Below are 18,095 nucleotides of genomic sequence, written 5' to 3'. Positions count from 1 at the left end.
AGCCCCTATTTCCAACATGTTGAAGTTCATTCTTCCTACGCTGCTTTCTATTTCGCTGACTGCAAATGCACAATTAGTTTCCGATTCTTTGCTGATTGAAGGCCATCACCGCGTGTTTGTTTATGACAAATCAGTCAAGGTCAAGCCTGGCGCGAGCCTTATTTTTTTAATGCACGGCTCGGGTGGTGAGCCGATGGGATTTGCGCCGAGAGCTGCAAAATTACAGGCCAGAGCTGAGGCCGAAAACCTGGTTCTGGTATATCCGGCCGGCTATAAGCGATATTGGAATGAATGCAGAAAAGCCTCAACAGCAGTTGCGAACAAGGAAAATTTGAATGAAGAAGCGTTTTTCTCCGGAATGATCGACTTCTTTTCCGAAAAATACAAGATTAATAAAGCAAACGTCTTTGCAACCGGCTTTTCCGGAGGCGGGCATATGTCGTATAAGTTGGCGCTGACCATGCCTGACAAAATCCGGGCGATTTCTGCTATAGTCGCCAATCTTCCGACGGATGAAAACATGGATTGTGCAGCTATGAACAAACCTCTGCCCGTAATGATCACCAACGGAACTGCGGATGAAACCAACCCGTATGATGGCGGCGAAGTGAAAACATCCGGGGTAACGCTTGGCACTGTACGCGCGACGGATCAGTCATTTCAATACTGGGCAAAGCTGGATGGTTACAGTGGTGAGCCGGTTAAATCCATCATGCCGGATAATGACAAAACCAACAATATCACCGTAGAAAAATACACTTATCAAAAGAAAGGAAAACCAGAAGTGACATTATTAAAAGTCATCAACGGCAAACACGAATTCCTGACCGATTTCGACATTTTTGAAGAAACCTGGGCATTTTTTAAGCGGCAGATGGTGAAGTAGATTTGCGGAACTCAGTTGCAATTTTCACTTCTTTTTCCAAGTAATTAAACTGTCCATCGGACCATTCCATTTTCCATTCACCGGGTTCCCCGTTGCGCACTTTCAAGAGCTGGACGTGCCAGCGGGGAAAGCCTACTCCTGGCATATCGTCTTCCAGCTGACTGGGAATGGGTGTCACTTTCCATCGCGAAACACAAGCTAATGTGTTCAGGCTCCGGGGGTTGCATCGATGGAGAAAGCCAGTCACGCGGCTCTGTTCCACAGCCAGTTGCAGTCGCCTGGACTGGGTTAAAGTAATTTCGTTGAGCTCTCCTACCACAGCAGTAAGCGCTTCGCATTTCAATGATTCTTCCACCGCCCATAATACATCCTGTTCTTTCAGCAGATCAATAAAAATAACCTTATCCGGCTCGATGCCGAAAAATTTCATCGCCGGTGGAAATAATGTACGGTTCATGCTGATCCAGAGACACGCCCCACCCTTTTGTAATAATTTACCCAGCAACCCCATCATAAAACCGGTTGTCGCCGCTGCGTCCTCCCTGGCGCTGCTTAAAAACTCATGAACCGCCCCGGTTGGAAAAACCTGGTTCGGAAAGGCCGTTTCCAATGCGCCAAAATCAAATGAACGCTGTGGCCCTTCAGAACCCGTCTTAAAACCCTGCAAAGAAAGAATCTCTTTTTGCAGCCGTTTAGCAAGATCGCTTTTAGGCGTCGGTTGGTTCATGATGGAAGTTGAGTAATTGTTATTTTAAGTAACAATTTTATGATTCCAAAAGTACCAATTAACTTTTATAACCGCAAAATATTTTATAATTTTATACTTGCATAATAAACGCATTTAATCCAAAACCAGGTTTGCAGGCTGTAAACAAGCATTATCATATTTGAATACAACCTTACTAGTAAAAACCACAAAGAATGTGCTTACTCAAATAAACTTAATCCGATGACCCGATCTATACTGTTAAAATCTGCTATTCTACTTGTTGTTTGTTTTACATGGATGGCAATGAGCCATTTTGGGCCTCGTGACTGGAAGCTGGGTGTGGCGCTCTATACATTCAATCCATATTCTTTCGAAGGGCAACTGGCAAAAGCCGATAGCGCCGGCCTTAAATATGTGGAGGGTTTCACATTTGCCAAAGCCGGCCCGGAATTGAAGGACTCAGTCATGATGAAATTATCCCCTTCCGGGATCGCAAAACTGAAAACGATACTGGATAAATCAGATTTGAAAATGGAAAGCATTTACCTCGTGGGCGGCGCGACGGTAAATGATTGGAAAAAGGAATTTGAGATTGCCAAACAGTTTAATGTGAAATATGTGACTGCCGAGCCGCCTGTAAAAATGTGGGATAGCCTCGACAGCCTTGCCGGCGTTTATGGCGTGAAACTGGCCATTCACAATCATTGGAAAGGAACAAGTGCATACTGGCATCCCGATTCCGTGCTGGCCGCATTAAAAGGTCACCCGAATTTCGGCGTTTGTGCAGATCTTGGGCATATGCCTAAAAGCGGCATTAAACCCGTGGAAGCGTTGAAAAAACTGGAAGGCCGCATCATTGCAATCCACCTCAAAGACATCGCCGCTTATAATGACCCCAAACTTGTGGATGTGGTGGTAGGAACCGGTGTAATCGACTTTCCGGCGGTGTTTAAAGAGCTGGAAAGACAAAAATTCAACGGCCACATCATTATCGAGCGCGACCGCCAGGAAAAGCCGAGCAATCTGCAATCGGTTATTCAGACGGTCCAGTATTACAACAAAACCCTCGGCTTAAAATAAACAACGCTCCTTACTGATAATCAGAGCTTTCTCAACTTAATGTTGCGATACCAAACCGTGCTGCCCCAATCCTGCAATCCGATCCGTCCGGCATAAGATCCAGTGGAAATAGGGGCAGCTTTCAGGCCGCTGTTCGCAACTTTTTGTTTCCAGTCGGTGCTGTTCAGGTCGTGTTCCTGGACCATGAATTCGTTCTGATAGACGGTAAGCTTGCCTTTTTTAACTATAAAATGGACCTTGTTCCATTCGCCTTCCGGATTTCCTTCGCGTAAACGAGCATTCGCAATGCCAAAAAAGTCGCTGGCGCGATGGGTATTTTCCTTAGCGCCTTCATAAATTTTATCATCGATTACCTGCAATTCCAGCCCCGTTGTATGCATATTCGGATATTTGGCTGCTTCTGTCACGAAAAAGAAAATGCCGCTGTTAGCGTATTTGCTCACTTTCCATTCGGCCTTAAATTCAAAATCTCCACTTACCACCTCGTCGGTAACAATATCGCCGCCATTTTTGGCTTTGTTACCTGCCCGCTCCGGCACATTCAGTTTAATGGCCCCCTGGTCAATGATCCATGCCGTCCCGACCTGTTTGCCTCCGTAGGCATGCCAGCCTTTGAAGTCCTTTCCATCAAACAAAAGTTTCCAGCCGTCTTTCTTTTCAGTGGCAGACAGTGTGTTAAGCGCTTGTGAATTTGCACTTACGAAAGTAAAACTCAAAAACAGGGCAAATAAGGCGGGTTTGAACATGATAAATTTGGAATTTTTGTGAAAGAACAAGCGCGTAGCGCAAGTAAAATACTGATTTGTTCAAAAAATACTTGACTGACATTCTTCCATAAGGCGCGTTATTCTTTAAAAATGCTGTCGACAATCGTTGATGAGGCGTTTTCGCAGAAATCCAGGCCTGAGTAATCCGGGTTATAGCCGCCTATATAAGGAACAGCCATAATGTAAATGCGGTGATTGATACCGCCTGAACGCTCCACAACCTGAAAATGATCCGTTATGGCAATGCCGGGCACTTTGAGGTAAAAATCTTCCCGCGCCGTCTGTTCTACATTCTCGTTCCCATCTGCAATGGCTGCACCGCCTTCCGCCGAAGACCTGAATTTTAAATGGGCTGGTCTTACAGTCCCATCGGCGATCAGGGTTTTGAATGGAAAACTCTCAAATGGCAAATGCGGCTGACCGATGCAATCAACAAATGTGTTGTAATAAATGGCCTTTTCTTCCCCCGCCTCGTCCGTATAGCGGTAGGTTATCCCACCTTTGCTTTCCGGAATGACCTCGCTGTCATCTCCTACCGAAACAATTTCCAGTTTACCGGCATCATCCAGTGCCAGCATTTCCTTAGCAGAACTTTGCGGGACAAAAGCGATAACGATCGAAATGAGCGGCATTAACACTTTTTGCAGCCGCAACCGGTCCTCAGCCGATAAATATTTGGCAGGATAATTCATCGCATAGCTCAAAACAGCCAGAATTTCCTTCCAATGTATCGATTCCTCATTTCGGATCGACTTTTCAGCCTCAGCATATTCTTTACGGAAAAGCTTGAACGGTTCCATTTTTTCCCGCGCAGCCATCATGGATTCCACAAATTGCTCAATGTTCTGCTCCCGGATCCTTTCGTAAAATTTGGGATCTTTTTCACGGAACAAGTCTTTAAATGCCTTTTCAAAAATATAGTCCAGTTCCAGAAAACCGTCGTTCTGATTTCTGTTCTGCTCAATTTCCTCCTCTGTCAGCAAGGCTTCATCCGAAAGCAGCGGATCTTCCAAATGAAAGCGTATAGCGGGCAAAAGGCCATTCCGGGAATGCATGACCAGCCTGAAATCCGGACTTTCTTCCGACGGGTTGAATACGACCTTTCCATCCTCATCCGTATGAAATGATCCGTTATTCCGGGCCAGCGTGCGCATGGCATCAATGGCCGTCAGGGAAGATCCCCGGATTGCTATTGGGTGATTCAGGACCAGTTTGAGCTTTGCAGGCGGATATGGGGAATCATAATAGCCGGGCGTTGTTCCTTCATGTTTGGCTGGCCAGTTATGCCCGGTGCAAATAATGACACGGTTAAAACGCGACAGGCCGGACCGCTCAATTTCAACATCCACTTTCTTCTCGCCGGGAACGTCGATAATGTCAATCACCCTGCAACCTTTATGAACATGGGTTTGCAATCCTATATGTTCGGCTTTTTTAAGGAGCAGATCAAATTGTGCAGATAAATATTGCCCAAACAGCAGCCGGGGCAACACTTTGTACTCATTAAACCGTTCCCGGTCAACACCGAAACGGATCAGGACGTCCTCAGGAACAGTCTGGATCCAATCCTGGATTGAAGTTACAATTTCGGGAATTTCGTTGTCTGATACATTGGTAACATGCTCTTGGTTAGAGCCTTCGTAACTATAAGGCATCCCGGCGCCTAATAGTTTTTTACTTTCAAAAATGTGTATTTCAAGATCTTTCCGACCCGCCTCTACAAATCTTTTAAAAACAAACAATGCACTTGGGCCTCCGCCGAGGATAGCGATACGCGTCTTCAATGCTTTATAAAATGTTAGGTGTAATTAATCCGATTATAATTTTTTGAATGTAATAAACAATTGTACCAATAACATTCTGGGAATGGTTTTTTAGCTGGATTACATGACTAAACCAAAATTCAGCTCACACAACCCAACCTTCACCAATGCATTTATCCGAAATATGGGTATATCCCGTCAAGTCCTTAGGAGGAATCCGTTTGAGAGAATCGCTTGTTGAAGAACGTGGTTTGAAATATGACAGGCGCTGGGTGATCGTTGACGAAAAAGGCACTTTTCTGACGCAGCGGACCAATGCGCAAATGGCTTTGCTGGATGTTGCATTTTCGGACGAAGGACTCATGCTGTCACACCGTTACGACCCTGTTAATCAAATGCTTGTCCCATTTTTGCGTGAAGACGACGAGGATTTGGAAGTGAAGATTTGGAATGATGTTGTCACTGCAAGAACGGTTTCAAAACTGGCAGACGAATGGTTAACGGAAAGGCTCGGCAAGATCGTCAGGATCGTGGAAATGACCCCCGATACACATCGCAAAATGGGCTCGCTCTATGCCGACACTGACCGCACGGTGAGCTTTGCGGATGACTTCCCTTGTCTTCTGATTTCCCAGGCATCGCTGGACGATCTGAACAGCCGACTTTCACAATCCGTGGAAATGAAGCGCTTCCGCCCCAACTTTGTTATTAGCGGCACCACACCCTATGAGGAAGATCTTTGGAAAGGCATAACGATTGGAGATACACGTTTTGAGGTTGCCAAACCCTGCGAACGCTGCGTAATGGTCAACATTGACCCAAACACCGGGAACAAAAGCCCGGAGACGCTGAAAGCATTAATGGGCTATCGCAAAGAGGGTAAGGATATATTTTTCGGACAAAATGTCGTCGGGCTGGAAACAGGCGTTGTCCGCGAGGGCGATGCGGTAACCTTGTCCTTGAACATTTAAATGCATATCCGGCAATTCTCAGGCAGGCACAATATGCACCTTTTTAGGAGCCGGGATTACAAGCAGTGTGATGATCGTCGCGAGCACCAGCGCCCCGGACATTAATGTATAGGAAGCATTGAAATTTCCCGTTTCACTGTTCAGATAACCCACCAGATAGGATCCTGCAAACGAACCCAACGCTCCCAAACTATTGATAAGCCCAATGGCCCCGCCAATGACATTCTTGGGCAGAACATCGGCAATAGCAGCGAAAAATGGCCCGTATGGCGTGTATAAGGCTCCGCCCGCGATCACCAGCAGCACATATGACAACCAAAATTTCTCCGGACCAAGCCACACTGTTGCATACAGACAAATGGCCGCAACCAGCAAAAACGGCCAGATGAAAAGACTTCTGTTGCCGGATTTATCAGAAAAATAAGAAGCGCTCAGCATACCGATAACAGCAAGCAAATACGGAACGGATGACAGCCAGCCCGTGGTCACCATATTCATGTCTGGCGCAGCCTTAATGATCGACGGTAGCCACATCACAAATCCGTAAACGCCCACGCTCCACAGAAGATATTGCAACGACAATAAGATCACTTTCCGCGAACGAAACGCCTCCGCATAGTTTTTGACCGGTTTAATGCCGATCTGTTCTTCCTGCAAACGTCTCTCCAACTCTGTTTTTTCATCTTCTGAAAGCCATTTTGCCTCCATTGGACGTTCGTCGATGAGTTTCCACCAGATAAAAGCCCAGAGAATCCCCGGCACACCCTGAATGATGAACATCCACCGCCAGCCCATCGAATCAATCAGATAACCCGACAGCACCGACATCCAAAGCACGGTAACGGGATTTCCGAGGATCAGAAAAGTGTTTGCCCGGGAGCGCTCTTCTTTTGTGAACCATTGGCTCAGCAGGATTAGCATGGCTGGCATAACCGCACTTTCCACAACGCCGAGCATAAACCGGATCACGATCAGCGTGGTTGTATCATTCACGATTCCCGTGGCCGCGGCTAATCCGCCCCACAGGATTAATGAGAAGAATATCAATTTCTTGGCTGCCTTATGCGCTGCGTATTGTGCACCCGGGATCTGGAAAAAGAAATAACCCAGGAAAAACAGCGAGCTCAGCAATGTGGACGTGTTGGGAGTAATGTTGAGGTCATCGGCCATCCCGCCCGCAACCGCAAATCCGAAATTGGCCCTGTCCAGGTAAGCAAGACTATATGTTATAAAAACAACCGGAATGATCCGATACCATCTTACCTGCGCCAATTGTGGTTTCATGCGTCTTTATTTCTGGACTTAATGAATTTTATCAATAACGTTAAGTCACCATAAGAAGGATTATACTATCTGAACAGCCGCTGTCATAAATCCGGAATGGTATATCAATGTGTTGAATGTCTTTGTTAACTAATTGTGTGCTAACTCCATCAGTTCTAATCCTGCCGCAGATGAAAACGCTCTTTCTGATCATCCTGACAATTACATTCATTGCCTGCAAGGACAAGGAAGTTGACAAAACATCTGTTGAAAATGATCCCTGTCAGCTCCTGAGCTATGTAACTGATACAACCGGCAGCGGGGCGAAATTTGAAATCAATTATGACAAAGAAAACCTCATTACCGGAACCACATTTGCGTATACGGGCTATTTTGGGGATACAACAAAATTAAAAAGCACCATCAGTTATTATTACAATGAGGACAAGCCGTCCTCGATCAGTAATTCTGACAATGAAAATGTCATTCGTTTTGAATATAACGGTGAAGGGTTTTTAGCTCAAAAAACCTGGTACGAAAAGAAAACGATCCCGCGGCAAAGGGTCAATCTGGAATGGTCAAACGGCCAGCTTGTCCGGGTTAAAAGAAGCCTTTTTGAGCTAAACGGCAACGCTGGCGACCCCAAAAATTACACGGAGAAAGCGCACGACTACATTGAACTGGAAATGGATACAAAAGGAAATCTCGCGAAACTTAAACGATATTCGTTTAATAATGAGCTCATTTCAGTGAGCGAATACGCATATGACAATAATCCGAACCCATTTAAAAACCTATACAGAATCCAGGCGGCCTTTTTCGACGATCAGGAACATTTGCTCTCCAACAATAACAGGACAAAAGTCACCGTAACCAACGCCATGAGCGGGAAGATTACGGTGCTGGATTACACATTCAATTACAATGCGGCCGGCTATCCAAAAGATGGATTTTATATGAACCAGCGGGCGCTTGCTATGCAGTATAAATGCAAATAAATGCCGTCCGGCTCAGTCCTTAGCGAAATTCTCCGGTAGTTTTTTAAACCATAAATTCACTACACGTCCGTTGGTCATGCGGAGCCCGGTAATCTCGCCGGCCTTGCCACGCACCATGTCTATATTCTGGACAAACCACCATGGCGCATTGAGCTTGTCTTTATTAACCACATTCAGGTCTACTTCGCCGTGATGCACATGAACGAGCTTTAACTTGTCATCTTTGAAGCTAATGGTGTAAATTGTTTCCAGTTCCGGACTGTAATACTGACCCGCAAAATCCGCTTTCTTCACATCCTTATTCTGGTTTGGCTCCACGCGGTTTCCCGGATGTTCGCCATTTTGCCGCAATGTCACTTTGGTAACCTTCCCCTCTTTCGGCTTGTGAAAAACAATGGATGCTTCCACAACTTTGAGATAAAAGGTCGTGTCGGAAGAAGGGAACATTTCGAATGCCTGCTGCCCCGTTGCCTGGGTCATGTAACGGTCGCCCTCCTTTCTGAAATTCAATATAAAACCCGGCGCTTCCGACAGTTCATAAGAGCCTGCGTACTGCCTGAAAAGTGTGGAATCAAACTTATAGTTTTCATTTTTCGGACTTTCAGCAGGTTTTTTGGCTACGGTTTTATCTTCTTTAAACAAAGATGCCATGTAAATTCCCGCCACATCAAATGCCTTTTTCTCAGGCGCAAACTCCGCCTGATTGCTCAGCACAATAAAACCATAATCCTCTTTCGGAAAGTATGTTATGGATGACCGGAAACCCGCATCGGCACCATTATGGCCATAGTAAGCCAATCCTTTGTAGGTTCCATGCGCCAGGCCGAAAGCGTAGGGCAATGTGTCGCCCTTAGTAATGCGGCCTCGTTCCAGCATTTGTTTCATTACCGCAGGGCCGCCGATTTTTGAAGTGCGGAAATTATTTATCCAAAACAAAAGATCATTAACCGTTGTAAATAAGCTCGTTGCACCCACATTCCCATAGCTCAGAATGGCCTTTTCAAAACTGCCCGCCTTCTCCTGCGATTTATGGAAGGAGTAGGCACGTCCTTTTACAATCTGCTCCTGGTTATCGTAGAACAATGTATTTTTCATGCCCAGCGGCTTAAAAACCTCCTGCTCCATCCATTCGGGAAATGGCTTTTTGCCAACCCTGCTGACAACCTCAGCCAGTAAAGTATAACCCGTGTTGCAATAAGCAAAGGCCGATCCCGGCTCAAAATTCAGCTCTTTTTGCCGTTTGATAAGGTTGAAAACGTGTTCTTTGGTAATGACATCGTCGAGCTGCCAGCCTGCCATGCACAAGAGGTTCCACTGGTCGCGCAGGCCGCTCGTGTGGTGGATAAGGTGTCGGATCGTGATGGTTTTGCCAAAGTCCGGGACTTCGGGAATGTGTTTATGAATGTCGTCGTCCAGCGAAATCTTCCCCTGCTGCGCCAGCAGAACAATAGCATAAGCCGTAAATTGTTTGGACACAGACGCCACATGGAAGATCGTTTCCGGACCATTTTTCGCGCCGGTTTCCACATCCGATTCACCAAAACCTTTGGCATAGATCAATTTCCCCTGATGCACCACTCCTACCGCCGCCCCCGGGCTGCCAGGTTTGTTCCATTCCGAAAACAGCGAATCGGCCCTGGCCGAAAGTTTGGCCGAAAGCTTGTCTGGCTGGGCAGATACAGGTGAGATTTGCGCAACAAAAAGCAGCGCCAGGATCATCGGGTAAAGTAAAGATTTCATTTCAAATGAATGTATTTTTTGCGAAGGATCGAACCAATCAATTTATGGTCGTATGAAAGTAATAAAATTGAAGTTCTGTACACAATATTAATAACCACCGGTAAGGCATTAATCCTATATTGCTTCAAAAATGACCCATGACCTCGCTAAGCGACTATTTTATCTCGGCTCCACTCTCCGCATTGCTAACGCTGAGCCTGGGGATAAGCCTTGCCCTGCTTAGTGACCGCATTGGGAAATGGATTTTCAAAACAGAGGAACCAGTCCATAGCGCGTTGTATTTCTTTGCAGGATTGCTGGCCATATCCTGGCTAATCTGGCTGATCAGTCTTGCTGGAATGGTTTCTGTGATTTTGCTCAAAGTCATTTTCTGGTCTATTATTCTTTGTGGAATTGGCATTGCTGCGGCGAACCCTGCCAAATTTTGGAGCCCTTTTGATAGGAAATTATCCGTACTAAAAAATCTAAAATCCTTTGAATTATTAACCGCGCTAACATTGCTCGTCGCAATGGTCGGTTACCTTTTACTTTCTCTGACAGTCCCAACAGATTCCGATTCCTTAAACTATCATCTTGCCTTACCTGTTGAAATGTTGCAGAAAGGCAGCCTGTGGTTTAACCGTGACAATTTGCATTATCGCCTGGCAGGTTTTGGGGAAATGATCAATGTGCTGGGTGTCGCGAACGGGTGTCCGCAACTGGGTTCGGTGATACAAATGATTGCATTGGGGCATACATTGAATGCATTAACAGCACGTTTGCAGATCGGCCCGAAACTCACCATTGGCGCTTTTGTAGCTGGAATTCCCACATTATTATTCCTTTTACCAAATCAAAAACACCAGTTAACGGGCATCCTCTGTACGACAGTATGCTTTCTTTTTATCAGTAATTCAGCGGGCCTGACATTGTCCCGCATACGACTGCTCATATTGGTTATGCTTTTTGCATCGGGGATCAAATACTCATTCCTGATCAGTGGCATTGCGCTGATTATCTTATTTTTACTTAAAAGAAAAGATGACGTTTCGCTTCCAAAAGTCGCGCTGAACTTCGCCTTGCTCACATTATGTGTGTTAGGGCCGCAACTGGTTTTCCGGTGGCTGCATTTTCATGATCCGTTTTCACCGATATTTGAGGGCCTCTTCGCTGATCCTGATCCTGTTGTTCAACGATTTTATCATTATATCAAAACCTTCCGGGAGTCGTCAATGCCTTATCCCGCTAACCTGACCCTGACAGACAGCCCGGGAAAGGTTTCCACGATCCTGGGTCCCGGTGTTCTAGTCCTCGGATTTTTGCCATTTCTTTTTCGAAATGCCAAAGCTGAAACTGTGAGCATCATTTTCCTGATCGCTGCTATTTCGCTGGGAAGCCAATTGTCGTCCCGTTTTTTGATGGAACCGATTTTATGGACAATTCCCCCATTTGCAATGGCCTATTCACAGGTCCGGAATTTCAGGTTTTTTGTCTGGTTTTCGAGATTGCAGTTGCTATGCGTATTACCATTTATTGCGTTGGGATTATATTCGTTAGGCCCTTCCCTTTTCTCAGATTCCCGGAGAACGGAAGTATTATTGAATTCAGCCAATGGCTACTCAGAAAGCGTCTGGCTGGATCAGGAATTGCCCAATAATGCAAAAATCGCTACGACGAGCCACGCACGGGCCTTTCTGAACAGGCCGTTTTTCCCCTGGGAATATCTGGTTTTTACCTCAACCCACAAGCCGGAAGAAATGCTGCTGCTTCGAAAAAAGCTGGTTAATTATGGCATTGACTATATCGTTTTACCGGAAAGAGGCGCTGAATCAATACAATCGGAGTTCGCGGAAGGGCCACCGTTCGTTCGAAAAACATTCCCGCTTGCAACCAGGAATCCGTTCAACCGAAAAGTTTACAGCGTTTCCATATTCAGAACAGACACGACTTCTCGCGGCACAGAGCGTGCTAAATAAATGATATAAATTTAAAAAAAAGCCGGCATTCGATCTCTCAGCGCAGCCAGCGTTCCCGATTCCAACCTTTTTTATTTAGTGGATATTGCAGGCCGATCCTTTTGCATATATTGAATCGTTATTTACTAATTCCTTTATGAACGGCAGTACGCTTCCGAATGTACGTTTTATTGCAATTGACGATAATCCGCTTGATCTTCTTTTTGTAACCGAATTCGCCAAAGCATTTCCTTTCCTGCAAAACTGCGGGGCCTTTTCGAGCGCACTGGAAGGTTATGAGGCACAGCAATACATTAAGCCCGACCTTATTTTTCTGGACATTGAAATGCCTGGTTTCAGCGGACTGGAACTTTTGCGAAAAGTCCGGGCAGAGGTTGATATGTCGGTTTTCATCACTTCGCACCAGGAATTTGCAATCCACGGTTACGAACTGTCAGCATTGGATTACATTTTGAAACCCCTTACCAAAGAGCGGTTTGACGAAACGGCGCGCAGAATCCGGGAGTATGCGTTGATGAAGCACCGTTCCGAGGCTTACGAAGTGCTTTTTGAGAAAGACATATTGATGATTAAAGAAGGCCATAACCAGGTAAAATTGTCGCAAAAAGACATCATTTATCTGGAAGCCATGCAGGATTATACCAAAATCATTACACCACAAAAAAACTACATTACATTATCCACGCTTACCTGTTTCATGGAGCAGCTTCCCTCGGACCGCTTCATGCGCGTGCACCGCAGTTATGCCGTTTCTCTGAATCAGATTAAAGAATTGCGGCATTCGGAAGTGGTCTGCAATAACACCATTATCCCCGTTGGAAAAACGTATCGATCAGCCATTGCAAAGCTCAGACTTTGAATATGAAAAAAATTCTACTGATTCTATTTCTCTCAACTACTTTATTATCAAATATTTACGCGCAGGTAATCCCTGACCTGTCCCGCTATAAAACCACCAAAGAAAAACTCAAAGCGCTTGCCGACTTGTGCGACAGCCTGGCCCTTGCGGAGGATGTGGAACGCGAGAAAGCGATTTCCAAATACGCATTGCAGCTCGCTCCCGCCAACGATTGGTACTTTCGTTCGGTTTTCCATTACAATCTGGGTTTCACCTATGAAAGCTCTGATCCGGACAGCTCGATATATTTTAACGAACAATCACTGGCAGATGCCCGCAAAGGAAAGTTGCCTACACGCATTGTCATGGTTTTACAACGGCTTTTGTTTTCCTATTATAATACGGCAGGCCATACGCATAAAAGCGAAAACACCCTCCGGGAAATGCTGGCGAGCATTGATACCACCAAAAATGAAAACACAAAAGTGGCTCTATATGCCACGATAGGCAATTATTATTCGGTGAAGGGGCAGTACAACACGCAGATCCAATATTTGTTAAAAAGCATTGCCATCAAAAAGAAGCTCATTGAGCAAGGTGTGACCAAAGACCGGGAAGATGTGGTGGTGGACCTGATGAGCCTTTCAGAGATCTATATTCAGATGGCACAGGGAGAAAAAGGCCTTTACTACGCCAAAGAAGGTAGAAAATACATTGTGGCCTACAAACCCTATCTCAATCATCATTACAAAGACATGACGGATGTTTACATCTTGCTGAAACAACCGGAAATGGCAAAAATTTACTACGACAGTCTGGCCGGAATGATCACTCCCGACAACCAGAATGCAGGCCGCCGCACCAATAAAATAGCGGCTGATCTTGGTTTTGCAGACTACTATTTATCCAATAAAAAACTGGATAGCGCAGCCATTTTTATCAAACGGGCCAACGACCTCGCGCCGAAATGGGCAAGTGAATTCCTAATGTCTCAGGTTAACTACATGACGGGGGAATTGTATATGGCCCAGAAGCAATATGCTAAGGCGCTCCCGTTATTGAAAGCAGCAGAACCGAACAGCACGGCATTTGGCTTCGAAATCCATGCTTCACTATTACAATCCCTTGCCAGATGCTACGCCGCCACGGGTCAATGGCAGCAAGCATATGCATATTATGACAAATATGCGCCCATCCGTGATTCGCTATACGTAGAATCGTCCAGGAAAAGCATTGCGGATGCCGAAGCGCAATATCAGAATAAGGACAAGCAGCAGCAGATCGAGATGAAGAACATTCAGATCGATAAAGCAAAAAAGCAGCTGATCTGGCTCATTTCCGGACTAGCTTTGCTGGCCTTATCGTTGGTTTTGCTGGGCGTTATATACAGGAATAAGAAAAAAAATGCAGAGATTTTAGATCATAAGAACAAAGAACTGGCCAAGCTGATCGCTGAGCTGGAAGAAGCCAATCGTACCAAAGCCAAACTTTTCAGCATTATAAGCCATGATCTCCGTTCACCGATTAGCCAGGTTTACCAGTTTTTGAAATTACAACAGCTCAACCCCAAGCTGCTTTCTGATCTGCAAAAGGCCGAATTGAGTGAAAAAATCCAGACGGCCACGGGATCATTGCTGGAAACAATGGAAGATCTATTGCTTTGGTCCAAAACCCAGATGAACCAGTTCAAGGCTGACATTCAACCCGTTGATGTCTCCTACATTGCTTCGCAAAGCTTAAAATTGCTGCAACTGAACATTGACTCAAAAAATATTCGGATCGAAAACGATGTTCCAGCCGACACAATGGTTAGGACTGATCCTTACTATTTGCAGGCAATTATCCGTAACCTGCTGCAAAATGCCGTGAAAGCATCTGATGAAAATGGTTTGATCCGGCTTGGAATAAAGGACCTCGAAAATCAGCTCACGTTTTTCATTGAAAACGGTGGCCGAGCATTCAGCCAGGAAGATTACGAAGTTATTTTGGCTCAAAAAGACGTCGGAAAAGGGCTTTCCGGCTTGGGATTGAAACTTGTGGATGAACTATCCGTAAAAACCGGCCTTGGGGTCCGGTTCGAAAATCCGGGGGAATCGGTGACGCGAAGTATGGTTATATTTCAAATGTAACTTTTAACATACTTATTTTACACATTCAACCGTTGAAAGGCAAAGCCTTACTCCGTGTTCACCAGACTGTTACTGATCTTCATCCTTTGTGCATCATGCGCTGTCGCGCAGCCTTACTACACGCGCTTTCGCGGGGCTTTTGGTGCGGAAATTTTTGGCATTGCCCCCAAAGGCGCTTTCGTCGCCGAGGCAGCATTTGGATATACTAAGAGGGCGTTTTGGGATATCCAGGCGGGAATTGGTGCGGTAAGCCAGCCGGATTTTCGCAGTCCTGCATTTTCGGCAGCATTAACGCATTGCTTTATCTTAAATCCTTATAAGCGAAATTCCTGCACGCCGCATCCCGACCATTATGCCGTCGAAACCTACTTAGAAGCGGGTTTAGCTTCCTTTTTCGTAGATCGCTATGACCGGGGGTTGCATTCGGGAGTCAACGGACAGCCAGCATTAACACCATCGGGAATTGCGGGATTGCGTTTCAACCTCGTAACCGACCGATGGATATACATTTTAAAGATCAGATACACGCCACCGTTAGTTTCCAATCCAATCGCTTCCCATGCAGGCGTGGGGCTCGCCATGGCCTGGCGCTGAAAAGAACCCGATGGACTACAAAAAACAGCAGCGGGCTGATAAGTAATTATTTAGGGTTGCTTATTTTTGAATTTATCTTGCAAAACCCTTCCTGAATTATCGTGAGGCCGCGCTTTTTTTCGAAATATGAATGGTGGTATCATCTGGCCATAATGCCCGTGTTCTGCGCTGTCGGTAATTATTACTTTATAGGAACTGCCTATTTTCAGGAATTTCCTGTTTTCATCAAAGCTACATTGCTGGTGCTGGCGCTCTACTGGTTCTCGATCGTCGCGCTAACCCTTGTGGTCCGCTGGATCATCAGCCGTTTCCCAGATGTTGACCAAACCAGACCGCGCTTGCTGACCATGTTGATGGCTGTGGGCACGCTTACGATGGGACTTGCTGCCTTTGATGTGTGGGCTTACAGCATTACACCCGGTCTCGATGTCCGATTCACCTGGCAAAACATTTGGCCGATCATGATCCTGGGCGGCTTTTTTGACATTTTTCTCTGTTCCATGCTGGGCCTTTTTTACTCTTTGGAACAGTGGAAAAAGAACCAGACTGAAAGCGAAAAATTGGAAAGGGAATCGCTGCAACACCAGTTTGACGCGCTCAAAGGACAGGTTAACTCGCATTTTTTGTTCAACAGCCTCAATACACTTTCTGCATTGATCGGCGATGATCAGGATAAAGCCGAAGAATTTGTGGAGGATCTGGCCAAAATTTACCGCTACATTTTACAGGCATCCAAGATTGAGCTTGTCCCGGTCCAGGCTGAATTTACTTTCCTGCATACCTATGCGCGGCTGTTGGGTGCGCGCTATGGCGATAGCCTGCATATCATTGAGCCCGGGCCTTACGCGGGCGAATTGCTCGTTCCGCCGCTGGTGTTACAGGTTTTGATTGATAATGCGATCAAATTCAATACGATGAGCAAAGCGAAACCACTTACAATTAAGGTTGAAATTGCTTTCAGCCAGCGGCTTCTGGTCCAAAACAATGTGCAAAGCAAAGTAAGGACAATGGTAACCGACCACGGCGGACTTGCGGGCCTGCGGGCGAAATATCACGCGCTAAGCAATCGCGAGCTGCGCGTGGAAGAAACAGAGGCATATTTTACGGTCACCGTGCCTTTGCTTTCTGCGCGCGTTCGTGCCTGACATATGGTTTGAACCTGTACAATTCATGTATTTATTAGTTCAATTGATACAACTTGCATTTCTGCGTCTGGTGCTGCAGATATATTTTTGAATACATTAACAAACTGGAAATCGCGGCCAAAATCCCCGGCCGGCGCAAAATGAACAAAGGAAAATTAACAGCAGGACTGTCGGGTGCATTGAGCCCCAAAACACGCTGGTCGTACGTGCTGACCATGCCTGTTTTCCTGCTTTTTTTCAATTATCTGACGGTAGGCCCGGCGTTCATCAGCAATTGGAAAACTTTCGTTGGAAGCACATTTCTGAATGGTTCGTTGCTGACCGTAACGTTTTTTATCCAATCCGGAATCAATGAAAACATCGCCCACCGTTATCCGAAACTGGATCAGACCATCAGGCGCATTTTCGTATCCATAGCCGCGCACGCAGGACTTTCCGGAATTTTCTTAGTGCTCATCGCATGGTTATATATTGGTTTCAAGCTCTTCGGATCCACGCTCACCATTCAAAAAATCCTGACGATTTACCTGATCAATATGGGCGCAATCATGCTGGTTATGGGCATTCAGGAATCTTTTAAGGCCATTGGACGGTGGAAACACCATGAAGTCAACCGCGAAAGGTTGATGAAAGAGAATGTTAACGGACAACTGGAAAGTTTGAAAGCGCAGGTCAGCCCGCATTTTTTGTTTAATACATTAAATTCCCTGTCTACATTGATTGCCGAAGATCCGCAGAAAGCCGAGCAGTTTGTGGACGAGATGGCGCGGGTTTACCGCTATTTGCTGCAAACCAATCATGCCTCCCTGGACGACAGCGATTTTAGCCAGCTGACCACGTTACAAAAAGAACTTTCCTTCATTGAATCCTACGGACATTTGTTAAAAACACGATACGGCGACGGTATGAAGCTTTACGTGCATGTTGAGAAACATTTAATGAACCGCAGGATACCTCCGTTAACATTGCAACTACTCGTCGAGAATGCCGTGAAGCACAATGTGATCCGCGCAAGCCGGCCGCTCACTATTTTCATATTGAGCACGCAGGAAGGAAATCTAATGGTGCGTAATAATCTGCAAAAGAAGACATTAACCGCCGGTGCCGAGAACCTGGAATCAACCGGCGTGGGATTGGTCAACATTATCACCAAATACAAAATCCTGAATGAACACCAAAAGGACATTTCGCAACCTGTGGTGGAGAGTAACCATGAATTTTTTACCGTAACACTGCCATTAATAGCCTGAAATCACA

15 protein-coding genes are annotated in these 18,095 nt (G+C 45.8%); 10 read left to right on the top strand and 5 right to left on the bottom strand.

The window, feature by feature from the left end; genetic code table 11:
• The first annotated feature begins 16 nt into the window (after positions 1-16).
• Complete coding sequence (locus tag L0659_RS14700) at positions 17-886, top strand: PHB depolymerase family esterase (RefSeq protein ID WP_235127000.1); 870 nt, start codon at positions 17-19, stop codon at positions 884-886.
• Here the strand turns inward: L0659_RS14700 and L0659_RS14695 are convergent.
• Positions 864-1,613: an ImuA family protein gene (locus tag L0659_RS14695; protein WP_235126998.1), complete on the bottom strand. Its 750-nt coding sequence runs from the start codon at positions 1,611-1,613 to the stop codon at positions 864-866. The two genes, L0659_RS14700 and L0659_RS14695, sit on opposite strands and share 23 nt — an antisense overlap.
• 285 nt (positions 1,614-1,898) lie before the next feature.
• Here L0659_RS14695 and L0659_RS14690 point away from each other — a divergent pair, with 285 nt between their 5' ends.
• Positions 1,899-2,675, top strand: coding sequence for a sugar phosphate isomerase/epimerase (locus L0659_RS14690; protein WP_235126996.1), 777 nt, complete (start codon positions 1,899-1,901; stop codon positions 2,673-2,675).
• 20 nt (positions 2,676-2,695) lie between these two features.
• Here the strand turns inward: L0659_RS14690 and L0659_RS14685 are convergent, their stop codons facing one another.
• Together L0659_RS14685 and L0659_RS14680 are read right to left on the bottom strand one after the other, a co-directional pair.
• Positions 2,696-3,421 carry a DUF1080 domain-containing protein gene (locus tag L0659_RS14685; protein ID WP_235126992.1) on the bottom strand — a complete coding sequence of 242 codons (726 nt, stop codon included), beginning with the start codon at positions 3,419-3,421 and terminating at the stop codon, positions 2,696-2,698.
• Positions 3,422-3,519: 98 nt separating this feature from the next.
• Positions 3,520-5,226 carry an FAD/NAD(P)-binding protein gene (locus L0659_RS14680; RefSeq protein WP_235126990.1) on the bottom strand — a complete coding sequence of 569 codons (1,707 nt, stop codon included), beginning with the start codon at positions 5,224-5,226 and terminating at the stop codon, positions 3,520-3,522.
• Between the two features lie 146 nt (positions 5,227-5,372).
• Between L0659_RS14680 and L0659_RS14675 the strand changes: the two genes are divergently transcribed.
• A complete protein-coding gene (locus L0659_RS14675; RefSeq protein ID WP_235126988.1) occupies positions 5,373-6,176 on the top strand; it encodes an MOSC domain-containing protein in 804 nt (267 codons plus the stop codon).
• An 18-nt stretch (positions 6,177-6,194) separates the two neighbouring features.
• Here L0659_RS14675 and L0659_RS14670 read toward each other — a convergent pair whose 3' ends face one another.
• The gene (locus L0659_RS14670; protein ID WP_235126986.1) at positions 6,195-7,460 is read right to left on the bottom strand and encodes an MFS transporter; all 1,266 of its coding nucleotides are present in this window, start codon (positions 7,458-7,460) and stop codon (positions 6,195-6,197) included.
• 170 nt (positions 7,461-7,630) lie between these two features.
• On the opposite strand from L0659_RS14670, the gene L0659_RS14665 reads away from it, so the two are divergent.
• Entirely contained in the window at positions 7,631-8,437 is an 807-nt protein-coding gene (locus L0659_RS14665; RefSeq protein WP_235126984.1) for a hypothetical protein, read from the top strand.
• 12 nt (positions 8,438-8,449) lie between these two features.
• Here the strand turns inward: L0659_RS14665 and L0659_RS14660 are convergent, their stop codons facing one another.
• Positions 8,450-10,177, bottom strand: coding sequence for a serine hydrolase (locus tag L0659_RS14660; protein WP_235126982.1), 1,728 nt, complete (start codon positions 10,175-10,177; stop codon positions 8,450-8,452).
• Between the two features lie 137 nt (positions 10,178-10,314).
• On the opposite strand from L0659_RS14660, the gene L0659_RS14655 reads away from it, so the two are divergent.
• The 6 genes from L0659_RS14655 (at position 10,315) to L0659_RS14630 (ending at position 18,088) form a co-directional block, all read left to right on the top strand.
• A complete protein-coding gene (locus tag L0659_RS14655; protein WP_235126979.1) occupies positions 10,315-12,132 on the top strand; it encodes a DUF1420 family protein in 1,818 nt (605 codons plus the stop codon).
• 136 nt (positions 12,133-12,268) lie between these two features.
• Entirely contained in the window at positions 12,269-12,991 is a 723-nt protein-coding gene (locus tag L0659_RS14650) for a LytTR family DNA-binding domain-containing protein (RefSeq protein WP_235126977.1), read from the top strand.
• A gap of 2 nt (positions 12,992-12,993) precedes the next feature.
• On the top strand, positions 12,994-15,099 hold the full coding sequence (locus L0659_RS14645; protein WP_235126975.1) for a HAMP domain-containing sensor histidine kinase: 2,106 nt from the start codon (positions 12,994-12,996) through the stop codon (positions 15,097-15,099).
• Between the two features lie 54 nt (positions 15,100-15,153).
• Positions 15,154-15,693, top strand: coding sequence for a hypothetical protein (locus tag L0659_RS14640; RefSeq protein WP_235126972.1), 540 nt, complete (start codon positions 15,154-15,156; stop codon positions 15,691-15,693).
• 101 nt (positions 15,694-15,794) lie between these two features.
• Entirely contained in the window at positions 15,795-16,838 is a 1,044-nt protein-coding gene (locus tag L0659_RS14635) for a sensor histidine kinase (protein WP_235126971.1), read from the top strand.
• Between the two features lie 140 nt (positions 16,839-16,978).
• Entirely contained in the window at positions 16,979-18,088 is a 1,110-nt protein-coding gene (locus L0659_RS14630) for a sensor histidine kinase (RefSeq protein ID WP_235126970.1), read from the top strand.
• Positions 18,089-18,095: the final 7 nt, after the last annotated feature.

This window comes from Dyadobacter sp. CY347 (assembly GCF_021502655.1).
Classification (GTDB): Bacteria; Bacteroidota; Bacteroidia; order Cytophagales; family Spirosomataceae; genus Dyadobacter.
The sequence above is the reverse complement of the archived record's forward strand: the minus strand, read 5'-3'. Positions and strand labels throughout refer to the sequence as shown.

Bases quoted from the DNA above. Each gene is read 5' to 3' on its own strand.
- L0659_RS14700 (WP_235127000.1), top strand. From the start codon at position 17: ATGTTGAAGTTCATTCTTCCTACGCTGCTTTCTATTTCGCTGACTGCA.
- L0659_RS14695 (WP_235126998.1), bottom strand. From the start codon at position 1,613: ATGAACCAACCGACGCCTAAAAGCGATCTTGCTAAACGGCTGCAAAAA.
- L0659_RS14690 (WP_235126996.1), top strand. From the start codon at position 1,899: ATGAGCCATTTTGGGCCTCGTGACTGGAAGCTGGGTGTGGCGCTCTAT.
- L0659_RS14685 (WP_235126992.1), bottom strand. From the start codon at position 3,421: ATGTTCAAACCCGCCTTATTTGCCCTGTTTTTGAGTTTTACTTTCGTA.
- L0659_RS14675 (WP_235126988.1), top strand. From the start codon at position 5,373: ATGCATTTATCCGAAATATGGGTATATCCCGTCAAGTCCTTAGGAGGA.
- L0659_RS14670 (WP_235126986.1), bottom strand. From the start codon at position 7,460: ATGAAACCACAATTGGCGCAGGTAAGATGGTATCGGATCATTCCGGTT.
- L0659_RS14665 (WP_235126984.1), top strand. From the start codon at position 7,631: ATGAAAACGCTCTTTCTGATCATCCTGACAATTACATTCATTGCCTGC.
- L0659_RS14660 (WP_235126982.1), bottom strand. From the start codon at position 10,177: ATGAAATCTTTACTTTACCCGATGATCCTGGCGCTGCTTTTTGTTGCG.
- L0659_RS14655 (WP_235126979.1), top strand. From the start codon at position 10,315: ATGACCTCGCTAAGCGACTATTTTATCTCGGCTCCACTCTCCGCATTG.
- L0659_RS14650 (WP_235126977.1), top strand. From the start codon at position 12,269: ATGAACGGCAGTACGCTTCCGAATGTACGTTTTATTGCAATTGACGAT.
- L0659_RS14645 (WP_235126975.1), top strand. From the start codon at position 12,994: ATGAAAAAAATTCTACTGATTCTATTTCTCTCAACTACTTTATTATCA.
- L0659_RS14630 (WP_235126970.1), top strand. From the start codon at position 16,979: ATGAACAAAGGAAAATTAACAGCAGGACTGTCGGGTGCATTGAGCCCC.